Annotated in this window: 18 protein-coding genes and 1 riboswitch; of the genes, 2 read left to right on the forward strand and 16 right to left on the reverse strand. The window is 65.6% G+C overall.

Features of this window, described 5'->3' with window-relative positions:
• Positions 1 to 121: 121 nt before the first annotated feature.
• The 16 genes from GE027_RS15725 to GE027_RS15800 all read right to left on the reverse strand — a co-directional run bounded on the left by GE027_RS15725 (position 122) and on the right by GE027_RS15800 (position 21151).
• On the reverse strand, positions 122 to 832 hold the full coding sequence (locus GE027_RS15725; RefSeq protein ID WP_153558166.1) for a histidine phosphatase family protein: 711 nt from the start codon (positions 830 to 832) through the stop codon (positions 122 to 124).
• Positions 829 to 1614 (reverse strand): adenosylcobinamide-GDP ribazoletransferase, encoded by a 786-nt coding sequence (locus tag GE027_RS15730; RefSeq protein WP_153558167.1) that lies wholly within the window; start codon positions 1612 to 1614, stop codon positions 829 to 831. Before GE027_RS15730 ends, GE027_RS15725 begins: the two co-directional genes overlap by 4 nt.
• On the reverse strand, positions 1611 to 2678 hold the full coding sequence (gene cobT / locus GE027_RS15735) for a nicotinate-nucleotide--dimethylbenzimidazole phosphoribosyltransferase (protein ID WP_153558168.1): 1068 nt from the start codon (positions 2676 to 2678) through the stop codon (positions 1611 to 1613). The genes GE027_RS15730 and cobT overlap by 4 nt, the downstream gene beginning before the upstream one ends.
• A complete protein-coding gene (gene cobN, locus GE027_RS15740) occupies positions 2675 to 6784 on the reverse strand; it encodes a cobaltochelatase subunit CobN (protein WP_153558169.1) in 4110 nt (1369 codons plus the stop codon). The genes cobT and cobN overlap by 4 nt, the downstream gene beginning before the upstream one ends.
• Positions 6781 to 7164, reverse strand: a complete 384-nt coding sequence (locus GE027_RS15745) for a DUF2149 domain-containing protein (protein ID WP_153558170.1) — start codon at positions 7162 to 7164, stop codon at positions 6781 to 6783. Before GE027_RS15745 ends, cobN begins: the two co-directional genes overlap by 4 nt.
• Positions 7161 to 7724, reverse strand: a complete 564-nt coding sequence (locus GE027_RS15750) for a hypothetical protein (protein ID WP_202617434.1) — start codon at positions 7722 to 7724, stop codon at positions 7161 to 7163. The genes GE027_RS15745 and GE027_RS15750 overlap by 4 nt, the downstream gene beginning before the upstream one ends.
• 944 nt (positions 7725 to 8668) lie before the next feature.
• Entirely contained in the window at positions 8669 to 9784 is a 1116-nt protein-coding gene (locus tag GE027_RS15755; RefSeq protein ID WP_153558171.1) for a pyridoxal phosphate-dependent aminotransferase, read from the reverse strand.
• Positions 9781 to 10800 (reverse strand): adenosylcobinamide-phosphate synthase CbiB, encoded by a 1020-nt coding sequence (gene cbiB, locus GE027_RS15760; protein WP_237607579.1) that lies wholly within the window; start codon positions 10798 to 10800, stop codon positions 9781 to 9783. The genes GE027_RS15755 and cbiB overlap by 4 nt, the downstream gene beginning before the upstream one ends.
• The gene (locus GE027_RS15765; RefSeq protein WP_153558172.1) at positions 10800 to 11648 is read right to left on the reverse strand and encodes an ABC transporter ATP-binding protein; all 849 of its coding nucleotides are present in this window, start codon (positions 11646 to 11648) and stop codon (positions 10800 to 10802) included. Before GE027_RS15765 ends, cbiB begins: the two co-directional genes overlap by 1 nt.
• Positions 11645 to 12667 carry a FecCD family ABC transporter permease gene (locus GE027_RS15770; protein WP_162006758.1) on the reverse strand — a complete coding sequence of 341 codons (1023 nt, stop codon included), beginning with the start codon at positions 12665 to 12667 and terminating at the stop codon, positions 11645 to 11647. Before GE027_RS15770 ends, GE027_RS15765 begins: the two co-directional genes overlap by 4 nt.
• The gene (locus tag GE027_RS15775) at positions 12664 to 13827 is read right to left on the reverse strand and encodes an ABC transporter substrate-binding protein (protein ID WP_153558174.1); all 1164 of its coding nucleotides are present in this window, start codon (positions 13825 to 13827) and stop codon (positions 12664 to 12666) included. The genes GE027_RS15770 and GE027_RS15775 overlap by 4 nt, the downstream gene beginning before the upstream one ends.
• The gene (locus tag GE027_RS15780) at positions 13824 to 14639 is read right to left on the reverse strand and encodes a bifunctional adenosylcobinamide kinase/adenosylcobinamide-phosphate guanylyltransferase (RefSeq protein WP_153558175.1); all 816 of its coding nucleotides are present in this window, start codon (positions 14637 to 14639) and stop codon (positions 13824 to 13826) included. Before GE027_RS15780 ends, GE027_RS15775 begins: the two co-directional genes overlap by 4 nt.
• Positions 14639 to 15271: a cob(I)yrinic acid a,c-diamide adenosyltransferase gene (gene cobO, locus GE027_RS15785; protein WP_153558176.1), complete on the reverse strand. Its 633-nt coding sequence runs from the start codon at positions 15269 to 15271 to the stop codon at positions 14639 to 14641. The genes GE027_RS15780 and cobO overlap by 1 nt, the downstream gene beginning before the upstream one ends.
• Entirely contained in the window at positions 15264 to 16853 is a 1590-nt protein-coding gene (locus GE027_RS15790) for a cobyric acid synthase (RefSeq protein WP_153558177.1), read from the reverse strand. The genes cobO and GE027_RS15790 overlap by 8 nt, the downstream gene beginning before the upstream one ends.
• 27 nt (positions 16854 to 16880) lie before the next feature.
• On the reverse strand, positions 16881 to 17975 hold the full coding sequence (locus tag GE027_RS15795; protein ID WP_153558178.1) for a DUF1559 domain-containing protein: 1095 nt from the start codon (positions 17973 to 17975) through the stop codon (positions 16881 to 16883).
• A 158-nt stretch (positions 17976 to 18133) separates the two neighbouring features.
• Positions 18134 to 18370, reverse strand: a riboswitch (cobalamin riboswitch).
• A 63-nt stretch (positions 18371 to 18433) separates the two neighbouring features.
• A complete protein-coding gene (locus GE027_RS15800; RefSeq protein WP_153558179.1) occupies positions 18434 to 21151 on the reverse strand; it encodes a serine/threonine-protein kinase in 2718 nt (905 codons plus the stop codon).
• Between the two features lie 207 nt (positions 21152 to 21358).
• Between GE027_RS15800 and GE027_RS15805 the strand changes: the two genes are divergently transcribed.
• Positions 21359 to 23947: a hypothetical protein gene (locus tag GE027_RS15805; RefSeq protein ID WP_153558180.1), complete on the forward strand. Its 2589-nt coding sequence runs from the start codon at positions 21359 to 21361 to the stop codon at positions 23945 to 23947.
• Positions 23948 to 23956: 9 nt separating this feature from the next.
• A complete protein-coding gene (locus GE027_RS15810) occupies positions 23957 to 24925 on the forward strand; it encodes an ABC transporter ATP-binding protein (RefSeq protein ID WP_153558181.1) in 969 nt (322 codons plus the stop codon).
• Positions 24926 to 25067 lie beyond the last annotated feature (142 nt).

Raw genomic sequence — 25067 nt, forward strand, 5'->3', positions numbered from 1 at the left:
TGTGGATTTAACAGGTTGAAAGACGCTAGCGCTGCGTCAACAGTTGAGTTCAGAGGCTGGCCGTAGCTGAAGTCGCCCTGATTTGGACCTTCTCGCCGCTTCAGTCCAATCTCTGGCGAGATCAGCTACCCGGCTGTCTGAAAACCTGGTTGGGGAGCGTGACGTGGAGGCTTTGCAGGGGACGGAGCATCCAGGGGTGCCAGTCCCGGGCGTGACACCTGCGGAGTGCTCCCGCTAGCGCTGCGATCGGCCCGCTGTGGCTGATCGCGATTACGGGGCCCGCTTTCGGCGCCCCGGCGACGTGCTGCTCGAACCACTCCTGCACGCGCCGCTGCAGCTCGCTGGTCGTTTCGCCGCCTGGCGGCCGGTACGTGTCCGGTCGCTCGATCAATCCGTCAAAGCCCACAGGGTCGCTGTCGTACGCTCGCTGCCAGCTCCACCCCTGCCACCGCCCAAAGTAACGCTCCTGCAGCCGTTCGTCCGCGATCACGGGGAGGGCTGCAGCGCCGGCCGGCGTGACCGCTCGAGCCGGCGAACTCGCTTCGGCCGGCGAACTCGCTTCGGCCGACGAACTCGCTTCGGCCGACGAACTTGCTTCGGCTGCTTCGGCCAGTCGTTCGGCCAGGTAACGCGTGCGCTGCAAACCGCTGTGGTAGATCGCTCGCGGGCGCACCTGCCGGGCGAGCTGGGCGGCGAGCTCCCGCGATTGCGCTTCGCCGCGGTCGCTGAGCGGGACGTCGAGGGCTCCGTAACACCGGCCCTGCCACTGGTCGGCCACTTCGCCATGCCGGATCAGAATCAGGTCCGCCCGTTCGCTCACTCGCTCGATCATCGCAGGGTGGCTCCCAGCAGGACGATGCCCTGCACGACAAAGGCGACGCAGCCCAGCAGGTCGCCGGTCGTACCGCCCACCCGGCGAAGGATCCGCCGGCGGAATTCCCACAAGAAAACCCCGGTCACCAATAGCGATCCGGTCATGATCGCGGGTTCGAAAAACCAGAACGGCAACCACAGCGCGGCGCTGAACGCGGCCGCTGCGACGCCTCGACCGATGGGCTGGCGGCCGGCGACGTCGCCCGTTTTGGCTTCGCGCCCCACGGTTGGTGCGGTCGTGACCATCAAGGCCAGGATCGCCAAGCGACCGGACGCGGCACTACAGACGACGGCCGCCAGAACCCAGGCCGGCGGCTGAGTAAGAATCGTCGCCAGCGCAGCGGCGCGCAGCCCGATCCCGATCGTGAGTCCGACCACGCCGTAGGTGCCCAGCCGACTGTCTCGCATGATCTCCAGCACCTGCTCGCGCGTCCAACCGCCGCCCAGCGCGTCGCAGCTGTCGGCAAGCGCGTCCTCGTGGAAGGCGCCGGTCAACCACGCTTCGCCACCCAGAGCCAACAACGCGGCGATCCACGGGGGAAAGCCCGCCCCAACGGCTGCGAGCAACATCGCGGCGGTCGCCAAACCGATCAGCCCTCCGACCAGCGGAAAGTACACCACGGCATGCTGCAGCCGGCGAAGGATCTTCTGTGGGTCCTCGTCGACGGTGACGCCGGGCATGGGCACGGGCAGCCGCGTTAAAAACTGCACAGCGGCGACAAAGTACTGCAGCTCGCTCATCCCAGTTCGTCCAGCGTCGCCATGTCGGTGATCATCGCGGCGGCCAGGTCCAACAGCGGCAGCGCCGCCAGGGCTCCACTGCCCTCCCCTAGCCGCATGCCCAGATCCAGGACCGGTTCGAGGCCGAGCCGACTGAGGGCCCACCGGTGAGCCGGTTCGCTGGAACGATGGCCGGCGATCATGGCGTGTCGCGTTCCGGGCCGGATGGCTTCGGCGATCAAGGCCGCGGCGGTGGCGATCACGCCGTCGACCAGCAGCGTCGCTCGCAGGGCGGCACCGGTCGCAAAAAAACCGGCCAACGCAACGATCTCCAGCCCGCCGACTTCGCAGGCGATGCGTTTGGGGTCTCGGGTACCAAGCGCCTCGACGCGCTCGATCGCCGTGGCGACCACGCGCCGTTTACGGTCGAGTTGCTCGGGCGTGGCTCCCGCACCCGGGCCGACCAACGCTTCCGCGCTCTCCACCGCTTCGCCCCCGCTCCGACTGGCCAGCTCGAGCAGCCCGATCAGGCAGCTGGCCGAGGTCGTATTGCCGATGCCCATCTCGCCGCCGATCAACAACCGGTGGCCGTTTTGACAAGCCGCTTCAGCTCGTGACGCTCCGGTTTGCCAAGCGTGATCGAAGTCGGCCTCGTCCATTGCGGCTTCGCGCATCAGGTTCGCGGTGCCTCGTCGCGCCGCCGCGTCGATCAACCCCGAAGCGCTGGCCGGCGGCGACAACAGACCGACGTCGACGACTTCGTAATCGCACTCCAGCGACCGCGCCCACACGCCGCTGGCCGTCCGTCCCTGTTGCATCACGCCGGCCACGGCGGCCGTGACGCTGCTGGGCCACGCGGTCACCCCTTCGTCCACGACGCCATGGTCCGCCGCGAACACGGTCACCTGCCGCGGCCGAGTCTGCGGGGTCAGCGTTTGCTGGATCAGGCACAGCCGCCGAGCCAGCGCCTCGATCGCTCCGAGGCTGCCCGGCGGTTTACACAGCTGATCCAGCCGGCGATCGACCGCGTCGGGGTCGAAAGGATCGGTCGCTTGACGTGCGACGGGTTTGCATGGGTCGTTCATGATGAGCTCTTCAAACGGCGGTGTTGGATCCAGCCACCGATCAACAACAAGCCGAGCACGCCCAGCAGCATCGTGGTGGTGCGAAGGCGAGCGGCCAGCGGCGAAGACGCGGCGGTGGCAGGTGGTGGAACGGCTTCCATCCGCTGTCCCCGTACCGGTTGGCTGGGCTGCGACGCGGCGACGGCCGCGGCCGCTTCGGCGGGACTGATTTCGACGGGTTGGTCGACGGATGCCGCGGCGTCGGCGACTGCGTCATCGACGGCCAGTGTTGCGGCGAAGCGGGCGACGGCTGCGTTGCTTTCGATCAAGCCGCTGGCATCGCGAGCCCGGCGGTAAGCGGTCGCCAGTTCGGTTTGCACTTGCGGTTCGGCATCCCAGTAACCCAGCCGCACGGCGTCGAGCATCCGTTCGAGCATCTGTGCCAGAGCCGCTTCGTTGTGCTGGGCGAACCAGTCCTGCGTGTCCAGGTCGTATTGGTCGCGGATGTACACGTCCATCATGGCTTGCCACTGGTCGTCGCGCACCGTCTGGGGCGCGGTGGCTTGCCAGCCCCACAGGAACTGGGCGGCTTTCAGGACCTGCAGGGTGCCGCTGTAGCCTTCGGCCTGTTGGGCCCGGATCCACTGGGGATGCAGGTAGCGAGTCTGCAGCTCTTTGGCGATCGCGCCGGCGGCCGGGTCGATGATGACTTCCTCGCCGTCGCGAAGGTTTTGCACGTACAGCTGGGGTGGTGTTCCCGAAGCGTCCTCGGCCGCCTGGGCGGCGCGGGCGGCCAGGGCAAAGCCGCCCAGGTAGGCGAACGCATCGTCGCTGGTCAGCACGCCGTAGGTGTGCGAGGAACGCGACAGGAAGGCGGCGTCAACGCGGGCCAGTCCGGCGGCGAACAGATCCGCGGCGGCCTGGCCATCCAAACCTTCGCCATAAGCAAACCCCATCCGCTGGACGAACAGGTCCGCCATTTCGGCGTCGCCGCCACCGCGGTTTTGTTCTTGCCAGAGGTCGGTGGCGTAGGCGGCGTGGTTCACGCCGGTACCGTAGCCGCCGGACTGATTCGAGAACACGCGGATGGTCGCTTGCCGGCGAGCTTTGTCGGCCGGCACACCGGCGGAAATTAATTCTTCCCGAAGGGCGGCGGCGTGGGCGGCGACGGCATTGCCCGGTTCCTGCAAGTCGGCGACCATCTGCACGGCTCGATCGATGTTGTGCATCAGTTGGGGGAACTGGTCGCGGTACGATCCGGTCACGCTGAGCAGGACATCGATGCGCGGCCGCCCTAATTGTTCCGCCGGTACGATCTCCAGTCCGCTGATCCGGCCGGCTTGGTTCCACACCGGTCGCACGCCCAGGGCGTGCAGGATTTGCGCTTCCATCACGCCGTGATGCCGCATCGTTTCGCCGGCCCACAGCGTGAAGCCGAGCTTCTCGGGGAAGGCGTCGTCGTTCTGCTCGCGGTAGGTTTCCAGCCAACGATCCAGGACACCGGTGCCGATCTGCCAAGCGTGTTCGGTGGGCACTCGCGTGGGATCAAAACCGTACAAGTTCCGCCCGGTGGGCAGGCTGTCGGGGTTGCGAACCGGATCGCCACCGTAGCTGGACGACACGTGGCGGCCATCGAGCGCAGCGAGCACGGCTTCGAGTTCTTCGTTCTGGGACAGAGCCTGTTCGAGTTGTTGAGCGCGACGAGCCAACTCGAGCAAACGCTGGGGATCGAGCCGTTGGTCTTCGGCGCGGTTGGGCACCGACGTCTGCTTGCTCTCGTCCAACGCGTCGACGGCGCGAAGGTCCAGGTGGCTGGCGGCTTCGGCATCCTGCAGAGCCAGCTTCAACCAGCGGGCCGGCCGCGAGTTCATCACCTTGTCGGAGTCCAACAAAAACACTTCGTCGATGTCTTCGCCGAGGGCTTCGATCAAGGGTTTGCGAAGGATCTGCATGACCATCGCAAAGCGGCGCTCGGGCGGAGGCACTTGACCCAGGGCCGCCAGACCCTGGGGCTGAGCCGTTTGAGCGATGTCGTCGAGAAACGGGTGGAGGACTTCCATGAAGCCTGCGAAATCATCGGCGATTGCCTCCGGCGTCCAGCCCAGGTCGCGATCCAAACCGTGCTCGACGAAACTTTCGACCAGCTGTTGTTCCAGTTCGGCTCGTACCGGTCCTTCGGCGACGGTTTCCCAGTCGTGCATCCATTCGTGCATCGCGTGCAGGCCGGGGCGGAAACCCGCGGGCCGGAACAGTGGCGGCAGGTGGCTGATCATCACCGCACGGCCGCGTCGCTTGGCCGTGGTGGCTTCGCCCAGATTGTCCATGATGTAGGGATAGATGTTCGGCAGCGACCCGAGGGCCAGCATCGGATCGTCCTGCATCGACAGCGCCCGCCGTTTGCCCGGGGCCCATTCCAGCGTGCCGTGGGTGCCAAAATGCACGATGGCGTCCGAGTGCTGGCGGAGGTACAGGTAAGAGGCCAAGTACTGGTGGCTGAGCGGAACCTGGGAACGATGACCGATGCGTTGCTTCCGCAGTTCGTCCCCGGTCGCGGCGGTCAGCTCGTGCCGCAGCGGTTGAGGCAGGACGAAGACGTTGCCCAGCCGCACGCCGGGGATCGCAAACCCGGTAAACTCGTTCGTGTTGATGGCGGCGTCCGCAGCCGGTCCCCAGTAGTCTTCGATGCGCTGCCGCGTCGCTTCGGGCAACCGGTCGAACCACTGCTGGTATGCCTCCAGCGAAAGGAAGGCCGCATCGTGGTCACCGGCCACGGCGCGCAAACGCTGGGGGTCGTACAGGCAGCGCAGCGCCGCTTGCACGTCGGCCGTCAAAGCCTCTTCGTCGGGAACGCGGGTCGCGTAGCCGGCCTGCTGCATCGTGGCGAGCAGATTGACGAGACTCTTGGGGACGTTCAAGAACGAAGCTCCGAAGTTGTTCTCGCCCGGTGGGTAGTTGTAAACCAGCATGGCCACGCGGCGCTCCGCGGGCGGGCTGCGGCGCAGGCGGCTCAGCGCCGCGGCTTTGGCCGCGACCGCTTCGATCTGTTCGGGAATCGGCAGCAGTCGAGCGGTTTCGGTATCGCGGGCGCTGACGAGCACCGGATCGATCATGCCGGCCAATTCACTGGACGCGTAGTAATAGGACAGGTTTTCCAGCGGCAACCCGTCGTCACTGGCTCGCCACGTCGCCTGGTCGACGTCCAGGGCCGGCAGGGTTTGCAGCACGGGCACGCCGAGGCGATCGAGTTCGGCTTTGCGCTGCTGTGGACGAAAGACCAAGGCGGCGTTGATGATCACATCCACAACCGGATGCGATGCGTCGGCAAGCGTGGTCAGCTGCGTAAAGCGGTGCTCGTTGGTACGGGGGCCGAAGCAGGCGTAGGCGTTCAGCTGTTGCTGCTCGAGGGCCGCGATCAGCGCGTCCAGCCACTCGGTGTCGTCGGCCGCCAGGATGCCGGGGTTGATGGCGATCGCCACGCACGGTCGTTGGTCGTCGGCAAAGTTTTGCAGAGCCGTGGCGACGTCGGTTTCGATCCGCTCCCAGTCCGGATGATACAAACCTTGCTCGGGCAGCACGATCGCCGGTGGCAGGTCGTCGGCCGAAGCGGCCGTGTCGGCGCTCAGGGCACGGACCAGCTGGCGCGTGTTCTGGCGGCCACCGAAGCGGTAGTAACGCCGGATTCGCTCGGCCCAAGCATCCGGCACACCACGCTGCTCCGGCAACGAGCCCGCCGCCAGGGGCTGGCCTTCGCGGATCGCCGCCATGTCGCCGATCAGAACGAACGCGGCGGCGGAGTCGGCGAGCGGTTCGGCAACACGATCGACAAAACCTTCGAGCACACTGGCGTGCGGCAAGTCCACCAAGACGAGCGAGGCGTCGGCGAGGCATTCGTCGAGCGTCTCGGCGTCGAGGGTCTCGAGCGAAATAAATTGCAGCCCCAGTTCCGCGTCCTCGGCGGCTTCGCGCAGCCGCCCGATCCGGGCTGGCGGCGTCAGGTAGGTGTGCAGCACCAGCACGCCGCCGGTCGCCGCGTCCTGTACGGCGCTGGCGTGGCGCTGGGTGGGCATCAAGAGGCAGGCGAGGAACAGTAGCGTAACGAAAGGTCGCAGCGGAGATTCAAGCATCATTCGGTCGGCTCGGAAGGGCCAGGATCGTGGACGGGAAGAGAGGTTTCGGACGGGAGTTGGGATTCGGAGGGAACGTAGACCATCGTGCCGTCGTTCATGCGGTAGGCGGTTCCGGCCAGGGTGCCGTTGCCTTCGGCCGTCGCACCGCTGGTCCGAAACCGGCTGAGACGCTGGCTTTGTTCGACCACGATTCTCTGCGGCGGGCCGTTTGCCTCGGCGGTGTCGGCCGCCGAAGCCGCGGCAGAGGTTGCCAGGGTTCGATTGGCAACCGCCGCCATCAGCATGACCATGGCGACGAGGAACACGTCTACCAAGTTGATCGACGACAGCATCGGGTCGCTATCGTCTTCTTCCAGAACACCAAATCGTCGGGGTCTCATTCGGACGACTCCACGGCAGCGAGGGGTTGCGAAGTCGTAGTGGCGTCCGGCGCGCGATCTCTGGCCGGCGACTCGGCCTCCGGCGTGGCCGTTCGCTGGTCCAGCACGGTGTTCAGCTCCTGCAGCAGCCAGCGGCGCCGGACGGTGTGGATGGCGAAGGTCAGCGAGGCGGCCAGCAGGGCGACGATCACCGCCGCGAAGGCCGCCGCCAGGCTGTCGCCCATCGCTTCGCCGCGACCATTGGACACAGCGACCAAGGCGGGCCCCAGCGGGATCATCGTCGCGACCAGTCCCAGCATCGGAGCGATTCGGCTGCACAGCCGCAGGCCTTCCAGTTCGCGGAGGACGACCAGTTCCAGGGCTTCGATCGAATGGTCACCGCCGCGAGGCAGCAGCAACACGGCGCCGGGGCGACGCACCCGGCGGAAGCCTTCGATCACAAACCCGCCTGCCTGCAGCACGGCATAGCCGAAGACCAACAAAACGGTCACGATCACCGGCCACTGGAACAGCTGAGCCAGTTCGAGCAGGAACGTTTCGACAGAGAGAATGTTTGACACTGTTGGTTGTTGGTTGTTGGTTGTTGGTTGTTGGTTGTTGGTTGTTGGTTGTTGGTTGGTGGTTGTTGGTTGTTGGTTGGTGGTTGGTGGTTGGTGGTTGGTGTAGCTGAACTCGCCAGAGTTTGGTTGGGGATGGAGTTGCGAGTTTGAATCGTGCTCGTGCTCGTGCTCGTGCTCGTGCTCGATTTGAGATTTGAAATTTGCTGACTCCGGCGGATTCTATGTGTGGCTCGGAGCAGTAGAAGACAAAGTTTTCTCCCTTCTCCTCCGCTGCGCCGCGAGCGTCAGCGAGTGAAGCAGGGGTGGGAGAGGGGCCGGGGGTGAGGGGTCTCGGGTGCAACGCTGTGAATGTTTGCGTACGCCTTTCCGATTCCCGCACCGTATCGAGACACCGCACTGGTGGTGCTGCTCTGCTGGTCCCCCTCACCCCCAACCCCTCTCCCCCGAAGCCTGACTCGCTTGGGCTCGCCAGGCTTCGGGGGAGAGGGGAGAAAACGGTTCTTTTCATTCATGGATTTCGTTAGCGTCAGGAGATTTGAGATTTGAGATTTGAGATTTGAAATTTGCTGACTCCGGCGGATTCTATGTGTGGCTCGGAGCAGTAGAAGACAAAGTTTTCTCCCCTCTCCCCCGCTGCGCCGCGAGCGTCAGCGAGTGAAGCAGGGGTGGGAGAGGGGCCGGGGGTGAGGGGGCTCGGGTGCAACGCTGTGAATGTTTGCGTACGCCTTTCCGATTTCCGCACCGTATCGAAACACCACACTGGTGGTGCTGCTCTGCTGGTCCCCCTCACCCCCAACCCCTCTCCCCCGAAGCCTGGCGAGCCCAAGCGAGTCAGGCTTCGGGGGAGAGGGAAGAAAACAATTCTTTTTATTCATGGATTTCGTTAGCGTCAGGAGATTTGGGATTTGAGATTTGAGATTTGAAATCGAGGGCTCCAATTCCCTTCACCCTTCATTCTTCCCCTTCATCCTTCTGCTTTCCCAGCCTTGGCGTTGGAGTTCAGGAGGATTGGCGTCCAGGGCGGCGAGCAGCCAGTCGGTGGCCGGTGCATCGCCCACGGCAATGCGGACGTGTCGCTCGACGCCCATCGAAGCGACGTCACGGACCAGGACGCGGTGATTGAGCAGTCGGTCGCGAAAACGCTGGGCGTCGGAAACCGGCAACAGCAGAAAACCGGTGTCGGTATCGCGGGGCCGGTAACCCCGTGACCGCAGCGCCGCGCACAATCGCGACCGTTCGGTGCGCATCCGTTCGCACGCCGCGTCGTAATGCGACTTGGCCGCCAGAGCCGCTACGCCCGCCGCTTGAGCCAGCGCATTGACCGACCAGGGCAGTTGCCGGTCCCGCATCGGCCGGAGCAGCGATGGCGACGCGACGGCGTAACCCAAACGCACGCCGGCGAGCGCGTAGTACTTGGTCATCGAGCGCAGCACGATCAAGTTCTCTGCCGCGGCGCCGAGCAACGAAGTCGACGCGGGCGAGAATTCCAGATAGGACTCGTCGACGGCGAACACGGTGCGCGGGTAACGGCTAGACCAGTCGCGCAGCCGTTCGACCGGGAACGGTTGTCCCGTGGGATTGTTGGGGCTGCAGATCCAAACCAACGCGTAGGAATGCGCCGACAGGCATTCCTCGATCGCCTGCCGCGGCGGGCGAAAGCCATCGTCTGCGGTGGCGGTCACCGCGTGCACGTTCGCACCGGCCAAGCGGCTGGCACGTTCGTATTCTCCAAACGTCGGACCCACAACCAAGACGTCGTCACCGGCATGCAGCAGGCTGGCCGCCAGCAGGTGAACAATCTCGCAGCAGCCGTTGCCGACAATGATTCGCTCCGCCGCGATACCGTGGTGGCGGGTCAAAGCGTCGCGGAGGCGGCCGCAGTCGCGATCGGGATAGGCGGCGATGTCGGCGTCGGCGATCGCCTGTCGCACGGCCGGCGCGGGCGGCGTCCAGAGGATATTGCTGCTCAGGTCGACGACGTCTTGCGGATCCACACCGCGCCGTGCCAATTCGTCGTAGTCGATGCCTCCGTGCGGCACCGGTCGAATCGCTTCGTTCATCGCCCTGCTCCCAACGTCGACAGGGTCGGAGTCGGCACGTTTGACGCCGGCAGGTGTGGTCTCAGCAGGATCATCGTCCCGCCGCCCAGCAGCACCAACATCACAGCCAGCAGGATCGTGCGACGATACAGACGCTGCATGCCCTGGATGTCGGCAGCGGACGGCACTCGGAGGCCTTCGCCCAACAGGTAATGGCCGGATTTGGCCAAGCACACGCCCAGCGCGCCCGCGGCGACGCTCATCGGATGCCCGCCGTTGGGGCTGGGAGTGCGGCCGTGATCGCGGCGCCAAACCCGGATCGTTCGGCGCACCGTCTCGCCGGCAGGAAGCAGGGCCAGCGTCATCAGCGCGGCGGTCAGGCGCGCGGGGATGAGGTTCAGCACGTCGTCGGTTCGGGCGGGCACTTTACCCAGCCACCGCAGCGACTCCGTGCGGTAACCCAGCATCGCGTCCGAGGTGTTCACAAAGCGGTACGCCAGCGCCGCGGGCAGTCCGCCCAGCAGGAAGAAGAACAGCGGTCCGATCACCGAATCCGACGTGTTCTCGGCGACCGATTCGATCGTCGCCGCGGAGACTTCGGCGGGGCTGAGACGCTGGACCGGACGGCTGACCAGATGGTAACCCAGCTGGGTTCGCGCCGCGTCCAGATCGCCATCCGCCAGACAACGCTGGACCTTTCCGGCCGCGGAGGCCAGCGAGCGGACGCCGAGACAGGACTTCAGTACCACGGCCTGCACCGCGGCCGCCGCCCAAAAACCGACCGCGGATTCGGCGGCAGGCCCGAGCCAGGACTGCGAAAACAACAGCACGACCCAGCCGACGGCCGCCGACACCGCCGCACCGACCAGGACGATCGCAGCGCCCCACAGCAGGGCCGCCGCATGACCGACCGGCGCGCGTCGGCGCGCCCAGGCGATTGCCAAACCCATCCAGGCGACCGGGTGAAAGCGGTTGGGCGGTTCGCCGCACAGCAAGTCGATCAACAGCGCCAGCGACACGACGGCCATCGTCATCATCACGCCTCGCCTCCTGCCCGTGGCGGTTGCGCGTCGCCCCGCCCGTGTTCGCCCCGCCCGTGTTTCTCTGGACCCAGCGGAACGACCAAGGGGCCGCCGTGCACCGGATGCGGCAGGACGGTCACGTCGATGCCATACGCTTGCCGGATTCGCTCGGCCGTCAACACGCTGTGGCTGTCGCCCAGGGCGAGGATTCGGCGGTCGGCCAACAGCGCGATGCGGTCGGCAAACATCGCCGTCTGTTGCAGGTCGTGCAGCGAGATCACGGCGATCAACCGCTGCTGTTTGACCACACGTCGGACCTCTTCCAAGCACTCGTATTGATGTTTCAGGTCCAGCCCGGCGGTCGGTTCGTCCAGCAGCAACACCGCCGCGTTCTGGGCCAGCGAGCGGGCCAGCACGACGCGTCGCCACTGGCCGCCCGATAGATGCGTGACCGGGCGATCGGCCAGCGAGTCCACGCCCATCGCCTGCATCGCCTGCTGGACGCAACGTTCGTCCTCGCCGTCCAGCGTCAGGTACCAACCGCGGTGGGCGGCGCGGCCCAGTCGCACCACGTCGACGACCGACAGCGGCGTTTCCCGGAGTTCGGCTTGAGGCATCAGGGCCAACCGCTGGGCGATCTCGCGCCGCGACCACTGCCGCATCGGAACGTCGTCCAGCCACACCGTACCGCTGTCCGGTTGCAGTTGACCGGCCAGGGTTTTCAGCAGCGTCGTCTTGCCGGCTCCGTTGGCACCGAGCAGCACCAGCACTTCACCCGGCTGGGGCTGGAGGTCCAGTTCCGAAAAGATCACTGCGTCGGAAGCAAAGGAAAAGGTCAGTCCTTGGGCGCGGAGGCGGGTCATGAGGCGGCTCCCGATTGCGTCATGCCGCGGCGGTCGGTCAACAACAGGAACAAAAAGAACGGGCAGCCCAGAATCGCGGTGACGATGCCGACGGGCAGTTCCGCCGGCGCGATGATCGTTCGCGCCACGACGTCGGCCAGTACCAGCAGGCCCGCCCCCACCAGAACGCTCATCGGGATCAACACCGCATGCCGCGGGCCCACCAGAGCGCGGGCGATATGAGGCGAGATCAAACCGACGAATCCGATCACACCCGAGGCGGCCACCGCGGCCGCCGTCGCCATGCTGGCCGCGGCGATCACCAGCGAGCGAAAACGACGCAGGTCCAGCCCCAACGACTGCGACGCCGTATCGCCCAGCGTAAAAGCGTCCAGCGGCCGAGCCAGGGCGGCGATGCCCAGGATCCCCAGGCCACCAATCACGCCGACCATGAGTGCCGCCGGCCAGTGCGTGCTGGCCAACGAACCCATCAACCAGGACAGGATGACGACGGCCTTCTGATCAAACAGAAACATCAAGGCGGAAACCACGGCGTTGACCATGCAACTGATCACCACGCCGGCCAGCAGCAACGAAATGGTCGACGTCGTCCGCGCCAGCGCGCCGATCACCAGCACCGTCATCACCACGGCAACCGAACCCAACATCGCCATCAACGTCGTCGCTCCCAGCGACCACAGCGTCGCCTGCCAACCGGCAACGATCACCACCGCCACGCCCAGCGCCGCACCGCTGGACGCACCGATCACGAAGGGTTCGGCCAGCGGATTTCGGAACAAGCCTTGGAAGCCCACGCCGGCGGCGGCCAGACAACCGCCCACCAAGGCACCGGCCAAGATCCGCGGCAGCCGCAGTTGCAGCAGGATGACGCGTTCGGTCGAATCGGCCGCCGATGGGTCGAACAGCGCGGCGATGGCGGTATGCGGTGATATCGCGGTCGCACCGCACAGCGAACTTGCGGCGGCGACCACGATCAACAGCCCGGCCGCGCCGGCGATCCGGATGACGGGTGATTTCACCGAGCGTCTCCCCTGGTCGTGTTCGCCGCAGCGCCGAGCTGTTCGGCCGTCAGTTCCGGATAGGCCGCCAGGATGATTTCGGTCAGGGCGTCCAGCATCCGCGGGCCGCAGCGAGAAACTTCGTCGCCGCTGATCAAATAGATTCGCTCGTCCCGCACGGCCGGGATGCGGTCCCAACCCGGACGCCGGGCGATCGAGGCGACGGCGACCGTTTCGAAGTGCGTGGTGGGAGCCAGGATCAGGTCCGGATTGCCGCGGAGCACCGTTTCGGAACTGATCCGTGGGTAGGCGATGTCGGTATCGTCGATGATGTTCTTCAGGCCGGCCGAACGCAGCATGTCGGCGATGAACGATTCGGGGCCCGCGCTCATCAGCGGTTCGTCCCAGACCTCGTAGAAGACGGTCAGCGGCGGCGACGGCTTCACCCGCTCGACGGCCTCGAGCAGGGCTTGATGTCGCGCCGTCATGCGGTCGATCAAGGCTTCGGCCTGCTGCCGCCGATCGGTGATGCGGCCCAGCCAACGCGTCTGTTCGAACAGTTCTTCCAAGCTCTGCGGACCCACGGCCAGGGCACGGATGTTTAATCGATCCAGCGATTCGATCAGCGGTTGGTGGTAGTCCCATTTGCACAGCACCAGATCGGGTTTGGCCGCCACGATCGCTTCCCGGCTGACGCTTTCCAGCGTCCCGGCGCCGACGCGCGGGATCTCGAGCGCCTCCGGTGGGTAGTTGCAGTGCGTGGTGGCGCCGACGACGGCCGGTCCCAGGTCCAGGGCGAACAGCAGTTCGGTCATGGCCGGCGTCAGGCTGATGATCCGCCGAGCCGGCTCGGCCGCATCGACGCTGCGGTCGAGGCAATCGATGATCGGTTCGGAGCCCGCGAGCGACGCCGACGTTTGGGGCTGGGATGCTTGAGGCTGGCTGGACGGCGCGGGGGTGATCGCCGAAGCGGCCGCGGGCGGCGTTTCGGCTTCGGCCACATCCACTCCGCCCGGCGGTTCACAGCCGGCCGCCAACAGCAGCACGATCAGCACGCTGAGATTCCCCGGCCGGCGCCAGAACCACTGCACACCGGAGAGCCGGGGCGAAAGGCAGCGCCGGGGCTGCGTCTTCGGTGGCCTGCGATCGGCTGGAGGAGCGGCGTGTCGATAACGCGTCATGACTGCACCTTGGAGGTTGTCGATTCGGAAGCGATCGCCGCGGCTTGCTCGACCGTCATGGCCAACTGCGTGGCCGGAATGGCCATCCCCGCGACCATCCAGTACGTCGCCTGGGCGGCGGCCGCCAGACGCTGGTTGGCCAGCCCCAGCAGGTCGCGGAAACTGCGGCCCAACGGATGTTCCGGCACGATGCCACAGCCGACTTCGCCCGAAACGACGATCAGATGACAAGCCGTTCGCCGCGCGACGGCCAACAACGCTTCGACCTCCGCCAGGACGGCTTGTTGGAGCTGGTCCGCGGTGGCGCCGGCGGACGCTTCGTCGCACAGCAGGTTGCTGACCAACAGCGTCAAGCAGTCCAGCAAAACGACGCGGGGCGTTTCGGTTTGCCGGGATGAGCTTGTTTGACGCCGGGAGTCGGTATCACGGTGTTGCGATTCGGTCTCGCCGCGCAGCGATTCGGTATCACTGCGCAGCGATTCGGTAGCACTGCGCAGGGATTCGGTCTCACTGTGCAGGGAGGTCAGGTGGCGGAGCACGGCCGGGCCGACGTCCAGCGGTTGTTCCAGCGTCGACCAGGCGGCGGGGCGGTCCGCTTGATGACGCTTGATCCGCTGGCGCATTTCGTCGTCGCGGGCCTGGGCCGTGGCGACCATCAGCACGCGGTCCTCGCCCAGTTGCTGGGCTAGCGCCTGGCCAAAGCGGCTCTTGCCGCTGCGCACGCCACCGACGATCAACGTCACCGCGTGACGGTCGGCGGGAGCGGCAGACGTTGGTCCCGTGCCGGCCGCCGCGACCTCGATCTCCTTCATCAGTATTCGACTCCGCGCTGCGGGCTGACGCCGTGGGCATAGGGGTGTTTGATGACTTTCATCTCCGAAACCAAATCGGCGATCTCGATCACTTGATCGCTGGCGTTGCGGCCGGTCAGGACGACGTGCAGCATCGGACGCTTGTCCAGCAGCTCGTCGACGACCGTCGTGGCGGGGATGTAATCGTACTTGGTGGCGATATTAATTTCGTCCAGCACGACCAGGTCGATCGAGGGGTCGCGGATCAGTTCCACGGCTTTGTCCCAGGCCTTCATGGCAACGGCGATATCGCGCTGGCGATCCTGGGTCTTCCAGGTAAAGCCTTCGCCCAGGGTGTGCATCTGGATCGGCATCCCGGATTCGGCCAGTTGTGCGATCAGATGGCCTTCACCGGTCGGGATCGCTCCTTTGATGAACTGGACGATTCCCACCTTCATGCCCTGTCCGAGCGCCCGCATGGCCATCCCGAAGGCGGCCGTGGATTTGCCCTTGCCCGCTCCGGTGTGGACGATGATCAAGCCCTTTTCCTTGTCGGCTTTGGCCAACTGGCGATCTTTGATCTCGTTGATGCGCACCATGCGGCGGCGATGCTGTTCGTTGATGTCCTGCTGGTCGTTGATGTCCTCAGGCATGTTGTGTTTCCGCGATAGGAGAGGGATTGTCGAGCATCTGTAGGACTTGGTCGATCGAGATGTGCTGGGCAAAGGCGTCGGCCAGACGGTCCAGGGATTGTTGCAGGTGGTCGTTGCTTGAGGACGCCGGTGTCGAGTTTGCGGCGCCGAGCCGGACCAGCCAGGCGCGACGAAAGGCATCGTTGTGAAACAGGCCGTGCAGGTAGCAGCCCCAGACGCGGCCTTCGCGGGCATAGCAGCCGTCGACCAGCGGCGCGGCACCGCGGTCGGCTGCGACGGGCGTTTCGGAACAGGACGTTTCGGGACAGGCTTCCAGCCAAGTCGCGGCGGTTGTGCTTTGGCCGCAGTGGATTTCGTAACCGCCGACCGTTTGGTTCTTTGTGCCCGGGGCGATCGCGTCGTCCAGGATCCGGAAGCGAGCTTGCCGCGTCAGCTTGGCCGGGCCGAACGTCGTGGTGATGTCCAGCAGTCCCAGGGCTTCGGCGTGGTCGATATTCGCTTCCAGTCGCAATGGGTTGTCGATCCGCCGGCCCAGCATCTGGTAACCGCCGCAGATCCCGACGACGTGGGTGCCGGTCTGAGCCGCGTCCCGAATCGACTGGGCCAATCCACAGCGACGAAGCCAGTCCAGGTCGCCCAGGGTGTTCTTCGTGCCCGGCAGGATCAGCACATCGGGGCGGCCGAGTTGGTCGGCGTGGCGAACGTAACGCAGGCGGACCGAGGGTTCACTGGCCAGCGGATCGAAATCGTCAAAGTTGGCGATGTGCGGCAGGCGGACCACCGCGATGTCCAGCCGGTGGTCCGCAGAGTGCGCGGGGTCGTCACCGGACGGCAGAAGGTCTTTGCCGGCTGGCGTATCGAGCGCCACGGCGTCCTCTTCGGGCAACCGCAGCGCATCGATCCAGGGCAGCACGCCCAGGACCGGCACCCCGCCTCGCCGGCGGAGGATGTCGATGCCGGAATCGAACAGCGACAGGTCGCCGCGAAACTTGTTGACGATCAAACCGCGGACCAGCTCGCGGTCCTCCGGCGGCAGCAACCACAGCGTACCGAGCAGTTGGGCGAACACGCCGCCGCGTTCGATGTCTCCGACCAGCAAGACGGCGGCGCGGCTGTAGCGAGCGACCGACATATTGACCATTTCGACATCCGCCAAATTTAATTCTGCTGGACTGCCCGCCCCTTCGATGACCACGACGTCGACCTGCCGGCGGAGACGATCCAGGGCGGCGGTGACGTGAGGCCACAATTGCTCGCGGCGGGCGTAGTAGTCGGTCGCGTCAGATGTCTGGTGCGGACGGCCATCGACGATCACTTGGGACCGCGTGTCGCCTTCGGGTTTCAGCAGGATCGGGTTCATGTCCGCCTGTGGGGCGATGCCCGCGGCGATGGCCTGCAGGGCTTGCGAGCGACCGATTTCGGCGCCGTCGGCACACACCGCCGCGTTGTTGGACATGTTCTGGGCTTTGAACGGAGCGACGCGAAGGCCGGTTCGAGCCAAGCAGCGGCACAGCGCGGTCGTCAACAGGCTTTTACCTGCCGAGGAACTGGTGCCCATCACCATCAGGGTCTTGGCTGTCATGTTTCGCGTCCGGTCCGCAGGTGGTTGCTATTTGATGGAAACGACTTCGTGGCCATTGCGGCTGACCAACGCGGTCAATTGTTCGATGGGAATGGTTTCATTCAGAAAGCGAACCGAACCATCGGCCACCAGCATCATGCCACCGCCGGGATGAAACGCGTAGACCTCGTTGTCGTTGCTGCAGTTGACGCCGCAGAGACCCGGGCGGATCGCCGTGTTGCCGTCGCTCTGTGCGCCGTCGACGACGAAACCTTTGTTATGGCTGGCCCACACGCCCCCGGTGGGAAAGGGCCGCGTCACGCTGCTCGAACCGCTCCATGTCTTGGGCGAACCGTCGGCCACCTGCCGGCCCATCTGGTACAGGTTGGGGCGGCCCGCGCATTCGACAACCAGGGCGGTATTCGACAGGCCATCGGTGATCTCAGCCAGCCGCACCGGAGTTCGTTTCAGCACGCCGCAGTTGCGCGGATCCGACAACTGGAAGGCCGGCGGCAACACCGCGTTTAACTGAGTGCCCACGCCGCCGACGTTGGCATAGTCGGTGACGGCGCCGGGGTAGAAGTCCCGCGGGGTCAGTGTGTAGGGAGCGGTGGGGCTGGGGTAATCGACCAGGACGGTCCACTCGAAGCCTTCGCGCTGCGGGGCCGAGGGGCACAGCAGCGTGGGCACGTTGGTTTTGACCGCCGACTCGTTGACCGCGTCGTGCCAGTGGTAGTTGTCGTCGAAGGATTGGTACAAGCCGTTCTGTTCATAGAAAGGCAAGACGGCCGTGAACCAGCTGCCGCGGCGGACCGAGTAGTTCGCACCGGGGCCGGGGGCGGTCGATTGGGCCGGGAAGACGCCGAAGCTGGATTCGTAATTGTGCAGGGACAGCCCGATCTGTTTCAGATTGTTGCTGCACTGCATCCGCCGAGCGGCTTCGCGAGCGGCTTGGACCGCGGGCAGCAGCAGCCCAACAAGCACGCCGATGATGGCGATCACGACCAACAGCTCGACCAGGGTGAACGCCGCCCGGCAGCCAGCGTAGCGGCCCGCCGAACGCGCCGGTGGGAACGAACGCCCTAGTGGGGACAGTGATTTTCCCTGCCGGGACGGGGAAATACAGGTGCGGAAGGGAGTCATAGGAATTACCCATGCAGAAATCGCAGGACAAGGTACGTCACGATCGTTCTGCCGAACGAAGCACCCTGCAGCGAGACAACCGAAAACGGATTTCAACCGACCGTCGGCATTTCCGCTGACCGGCCGATTGCAATGACCGCTCTAACCCGAGAGAGCACGATGTCATCTTGCGCGAGGTAGGTCTTCTGACTCACCACCCTTTTCCAACGCTCGATCGCCTTCTCGTCCACCTTCGTGGCGGACAATGGCACTTCCAAAGAAGGAGCGTTAGACGTGACGCGTCTTCGGCGTCACAAGCGGCATACAGCGGCCGGACCGTCCCGGATTTTCACCGGAGTTCCCTGTTCACGCATGGAAGGAAAACAACATGCGTCACCTGGCACGTGATTCAAAATAGCAGGGACCCGCAGCCGGTCAAGGCGAAAGCCAGGGATTGGCCTGCGTGGGCTGGCCACCGCCTACCCCGCTAGCAACCTTTCGACTCGCTGCAAGTGTTCGCGATAATCGGCGTCTTCCGGGAAGGACTGCAGCAATTCCTCGAGCAACTGGCGGGCTCGCAGCAGGTTGTCCAGCCCCGCCTCCAACTCCTCCGCCTCCATTTGTTGCTCGGCCAATGCGAGCCGCGTGACGGCCAGATCGCGGCGATACCGCGGAACGTCCGCCCCCTGCTGGAGCAAGTCCTCGAACAACTCGATCGCCGTACGCAAGCTGGCCCGTGCGGCGTCCTGACGGCCAGCATCTTCCCGCGCCTTGTCGCTGGAGGTTGGCTCTGCCGGCGCGGTGTTTGCCGGCGCGGTGTTTGCCGGCGCGGGTGTCTGCAGGGCGTGAGCCAGGTTCAGGTGCGTGGAGGCCAGGGCTGCGGAAAACTCCGGAACTTCCGGGTTGCGAATCACCAGGGCTTCGAGCGCGGTGATCGCGTGGCGATAGTGCTGGCGAGCGGCCGCGGGGTCGGGCACAGCCAACAGGCGGTCGGCCAGCAGGCGATGCGTCTCGGCCAGACGCTGCCGCGTTGCCGAGTCGCCGGGCAGGGCGACGAGAACCTCCGCGAACGCCTCGACGGCGGTGGCCAAGTGACGCTCGCCCGTTTCGCCGTCGCCGTCGCGAAGGGCGAAGACACCCAGGTTGTAGGCGCCCATCCCCAAGTCGCGACGCATCTTGACGTGACCCGCCTCGCCGAGCCAGCGGCGGCGAACCTCCTGGGCTTGCTCGAGCAACCGATAGGCTTCGTCGTTGTTTCCCACGATGCGTGTTGTGATCGCCACGTTCATCAGGCTGTTGGCATACTTCCGCTGGACCTCCGCGTCCTCCGCGGCCGCGGCGGCCAGTTCGCGGCGAATCTGCAGCGCCTGGCCGAACGCCTCCGCGGCCCGGTCGTACTGTTGCAGTTGTTGTCGGGCTCGCCCGATCGCGTTGATGGTGTCGCTGAGCTCGAGTCGTCGCTGGGCGTCCTGCGGTTTGGCCTGCACCAGCAGCCGCTGCAGGTTGTAAGCCCGATCGTAGGCTTCCAGCGCCTGCTGGGGTGACTGCAGTTCGCCGGTGATCACGCCGATGCGAAACCACGCCAACGCAACGTCGTGACGCAGGCCCGAATCGCGGCCGCGTTCGGTGAGGAACGTCTGGTAGTAATCCAGGGCTTGCTGGAGCAATTCCTGGCGCACCGGTCGCATTCCCGGCGCGTGCAGCAGGACCTCTTCGCTGACCTGCGTATAGAACTGGTCGACGGCACGGCGGGCGCTGCGAAAGTGCTTCTCGGCTGCGACATAATTGTCTTGTGCGGCCCGCCGCGCGTCGGCTTCGCGCTGCCGCGACGCGCTGAGCAGGACCACCGACACGGCCAGGCACAGCAGGGCCACCACGGTGGCCGCCACGGCGCTGATGACCCAGGTGCGATGCCGCCGCATCCAACGCCCCAGCCGTATCGGCCACGGTTCTCGCCAGGCGCCGACCGGTTCATCGGCCAAGTAGTGCTGGAGATCGTCGGCCAACAACAGCGGTGAAGCGTAGCGATCGCGGGGGTCGCGAGCCATGGCCTTGCGACAGACGGCGTCGAGCGGACGAGGGACCGTGGAATCGACCGACCGGGGCGTGGGGAAATCGCCGCGGCGGATTCTCTCCAGCAGGGTCGTCAGGTCTCGATCGCCGAAGGGGGCCCGGCCGGTGAGCAACTGGTACAGCGTCGCGCCCAAACTGTAGACGTCACTTTCCGGCCCCATTTGTTCCAGGTGCCCGCTGGCCTGTTCCGGTGGCATGTAGGCCGGCGTTCCCAGCACGCTGCCCCACTCGGTGGCCGTACTACCGCCGGAACCGGAGCGCACTCGCACCACGCGTTCGTGCCGATGCAGGCGGCTTTCCGGACGGCCGCCGGAGCGAGCCAGGCCCCAGTCGACCACCAGGGTTTCGCCGTAGCGGCCCAGCATGATGTTGGCGGGTTTGAGATCGCGGTGCAGCACGCCTCGGCTGTGCGCGTATTCGACGGCGTTGCAGACGTCGATAAAGCAGTTCAGCAACCGCCGCAGTTCCAACCGCCGTTGTCCGGGCGTCTGCGGCGAATCGGCCGCATGGAAGGCAGCGATCGCCGCTTGCAAGCTTTCGCCCTTGATGAAACGCATCGCATAGAAAGGGCGCCCATCGGCGTGGTGTCCCAATCCGTACACCGGCACGATCCCCGGGTGTTCCAGTTGTCCGGTAATCTCGGCTTCGAGTAGGAACCGTTGGCGGCAAAGCGGATCGATCGCTTGGTCGGCTTGCAATTCCTTCAGCGCGATCTCGCGGGTCAGTTCGCGGTCTTCGGCCAGAAACACTTCGCCGATTCCGCCCCGCGCATGCGGCCGCAGGACGCGGTAGCGACCGCCGTGCACACGGGGCCAGTCCGGTTCAAGGGCCGCGTCGGTGGTGGGCAGGATCGTGTGGTCGGAGGCGGCGTCATCGCCGGCCGGTGCGAGCGTGCTCTGCAGACTCGGCTCGCCGCCGGGGGCGGCTGTCTCCGAGACGCGCTGCGGGACCGGCCCGAGGCCGCATTCGGCGAAGACGGTTTCGATCCGCGTCGCCTCGCCGGGAAAGTCTCGCAGGTATTCGTCGGGACGCGGATTTTCGCCGTTGGCGAGGCGCCGCTGCAGTTCGGCTCGGAGCCGTTCGACGAACGGGTGGTGGCGGTCCGAAGCGTCAGGCAGCGTCATGTTCGCACATCGATCTGGCGAGCGGATGAACCAGCGGCGGCGAGCCGATCAGCTCGGCCGGAGCGTTTATTGTAATTTGTTGCCGGCGCCGCTTTCCATTTGCGTCGGCGAATTTGCCGCTGGTCGACCGAAGCGATATGCTGGGAAGCCTTCTCGGGCTCGACCTTCACGTTCCCATCCTGTCTTCGATTCGACGATCGCTCCACCATGCGGCTTCCGTTCTTGCTGTTTCTGTCGCTGGGGATGCTCTGCCGCTGGGGCCTGGCCCCGACCGGGTTGAAGGCGGACGAGGCGGCGCCGCCGGTGTATGTGGTCACGGTGGGCAGTCCGGTGGGCTTGAAGGCTTACGCCCCGGGGCGCTGGGGCACGGTCTCGGTGGTTCTGGGCAATCGCGACGAGCAACCTCATACGGTGCGAGCGACGGTTCATTTGCGGGGCTTCGAGCAGGTGCGTTTTTCGCGCGAGATCTGGTTGCCCGCGAAGTCGCTGCGGCAGACCACGATCCCGGTCCAGGTGCCCGAAGATTTTCCGACCGATCGGCGGCTGGAGTTCATCGGCCGTGTCGAAAGTCCCGCGGCCGGCCCGCCGCGGCCACTGGAGCATCCGGCGCCGCTATTGCAGCCGACGGCGATGGCCTTTGTCGACGACCCCCAGCTGCGACCGGCTTCCGCCGATGCCGGCACGGATTACGCCTATGAAAGCGCCCTGGCGGTGCGTGCGGCCAGCGGGCTGGACCGTTCGCTGGTGCTGAACAGTGACCGATTTCTGCCGGCTCATTTCCAGGGCTGGGCGGCAGTCCGCGCGATGGTGCTTTCGGGCGACCGGCTGCAGCAGCACCCCGCCGCACGGCAGGCGCTGCGCGAATGGATCGTCCGCGGAGGGCGGTTGTGGATCCAGGGCGATCAGACGTCGCTGGCGACGATCGAGCGATTACTGGGCGCGGCCGTCCATCTGGAATTGGTCGATCGGGTGCCGCTGAATTCGTTTGCGATCCGCTACGCCGGCATGAAGGGCGACAACGAACCGACGCAAGTGGTCGTAGAAGAACCGGTGCAGCTGAAACGTGTCCTGGTCGACGGCGCCGAGGTGCTGTTCACGATCGATGGCTGGCCGGCGGTGATCGGGATCGACCTGGGGCGGGGGCGTGTGTTGATCAACCTGGTAGACAGCCGGGCGTTGATTCGCCCCCGCCAATCCAGCGACCGACCGGCTCGCAACGAGCTGCACGATACGGATTTCATCGCTCGCGAACCGCTCCGCGAATTGGCGACGGAGTTGCGCGGCGAAGCCCCGCCGCCGTCGGTGCCGAGCGATTTGCGGGCTGCCGTCACGGCCCAGCAGATCGGCTACGTCCTGCCATCGCGGACGACGTTGGCCGCGGTGCTGGGCGGGTTCTGTGCGGTGGTCCTGTTGGCCGCCGGGGGGCTGCATCTGGCGGGGCGCAGGGAACAATTAGTTTGGCTCAGCGGCGGTGCGGCGGTCCTCGCCACGCTGATTCTGGTGGCGGTGGGTGTGGGCCGCCATTCCCGGGTGGCCGCCTCGACCGCTTCGATGCAGGTGATGCAGTTCCATCCGCAGATGAATGAATGGAGCGTCAGCGGATCGCTGGCGTCCTACCAGCAGGATTTGCAGGAGGTGCAAGTCCACGCGACCGAGGGGGCGCGGATGCAAGTCCACTCGCCGCGCCTGGCCGGTCGCATCCGGCATTTTGTTTGGAGCGACGGGGATCGCTGGCGATTGGAGCAGGCCGTGATGCCGGCCGGCGTTCAGGTGTTTCCCTTCGAACGGTACCAGACGGGCACCGTACCGGTCACGGCTCGAGCCCGCTTCGCCGCCGACGGATTGAGCGGTCGCGTGGACCTGTCGACCCTGGCACAGGCCCTGACGGCGGCCGAGCAAACCAGCCCAGCACCCCGCCAAGCGGCGGAGGCGGCGGAGGCAGCGGAGGCGGCGGCCAGCCCGCGCGGCCCGGCGGATGCCGCCGTACTGAAGGACGCCGTGATCGTGTTTCCCTACGGACGCCCCTTGGCGGCGAACCTCGACGGCGACGGCCGCTTTGTCGCCGGCATCGGAGACGCCCTGGCGGAGAACGAGTTTTTCAATTCGACGTTCATCGATTCGCTGCAGCGGCAGCGACGACCGATCTACCAGGCTTGGTACGACGCCTATCGACGGCGGTCCGACGACAACGCGTATCTGATCGGCTGGAGCGAACGGGCCTCGAGCGGTGTAACCTGGGGCGCCGCGGCGGCAGCCGGCGATGAAGACGCGCTGGTGGTGCTGCCGCTGGAGATCCTGGGAACACGGCCGGCGATGGACGTGCAGATTCCGGGCGCGGCGGTCGAAGCCGTCACGGTGCAGGCCGACAGCGGACATTCGATCGTGTTCGACAACCAGACGCATCGCTGGAACCATCCCTACACCCGCCCCACGCGAACGCGTTTGCGTTTCCAGTTGCCATCCTCCGCCCTGCCCTTGCAGCTGAAGCGGGCGAGCCTGTTTATCGACGGCAATATCCCTTCGCGCACACTGACCATCGACGTGATCGGTGGGACCGACGCGGGCGAGCGGCGCACCGTTTATGAACGTTCCAACGCCAGTGGAAAATTCACTGTCGAGCTGCCACCCGAAGCCCTGCAGAGGCTCGATCCCGAAGGCGGGTTAACGCTGGAGTTTATCGTCAGTGATGTCCGCGGTCCGGCCGATGAGGAAGGCGGTGCGCGGGAAAGCGGTTGGTCGATCCGCGAGACGCGTCTGGATGTTGTCGGCAGCACCCTTCCTTCGAACGGAAACTGAACCGAACCGATGAGTGACGAACAACCCATCGTTGCGATCCGCAACCTGAGCAAGCGGTACGGCGATTTTCAAGCCCTCGACGACCTCACGTTGTCGGTTGCACGCGGCCACATCCTGGGCTTTATCGGTCCCAACGGGGCCGGCAAGACGACCACGATCAAGATCCTGGTGGGTTTGGCCAAACCAACGTCCGGCAGCGCGACGATCGCCGGCGTTGACTGCACGCAGCAGTCCTCCGAGATCAAGCGTTTGGTCGGTTACATGCCCGACGGGTTTGGTTCCTACGACAACATGCGAGTCCGCGAGTACTTGGATTTCTTCGGCGCCGCGTTCGGCCTGCCTCGCCGCCAACGGATCCGGCGGATCGCCGAAGTGCTGGAGATCACCTCCAGCACGTACATGCAGGATCGTTACGTGGAAAGCCTCAGCCACGGCATGCAGCAGCGGATCGGGATCGCTCGCACGCTGCTGCACGATCCGGAGGTGTTGATCTTTGACGAACCGGCCAACGGGCTCGATCCCCAGGCCCGCATCGAGATGCGTGATCTGTTGTTGCAGTTGGCCGCCGCCGGCAAGACCCTGATCGTCACCAGCCACATCCTGCCGGAGCTTTCGCGGATCTGCGATCAGGTCGCGATCATCACCCACGGACGGTTGCGGGCGGCCGGATCGCTGGAACAGATCATGCGCGACCTGAGTCAGCGGCGGATGATCGAGATCCAGTTGCCGCCGGGCGAACCGACCGCTGCGGTCCAGGCGACGCTGGAAAAGTTGTTGCAGGACGACGAGCCGATCACGGTCTCGGCCGCCGAGTCGATGGTCCGTTTTGAAACGGCTCGCGACGAAACGCAGTTGAGCGAGGTGTTGGCGGCGTTGATCCAAGCCGACATTCGGATCACTCAGTTCCGCGAACTGCAGGCCAGTTTGGAGGATGCCTTCCTGTCGGTGGTCCAGCAGAATGCGCCGCTGGAGGTTTGATGGGAGGTTTGAGGTTTGGGGTTTGAGGTTTGAGGTTTGGGGTTTGGGGTTTGAGGTTTGAGGTTTGGGGTTTGAGGTTTGAGGTTTGGGGTTTGGGGTTTGAGGTTTGGGGTTTGAGGGTTTTAACGGATTCTGTGTACGA

Origin of the sequence: Roseimaritima sediminicola, from assembly GCF_009618275.1 — a bacterium.
Lineage (GTDB): Bacteria > Planctomycetota > Planctomycetia > Pirellulales > Pirellulaceae > Roseimaritima > Roseimaritima sediminicola.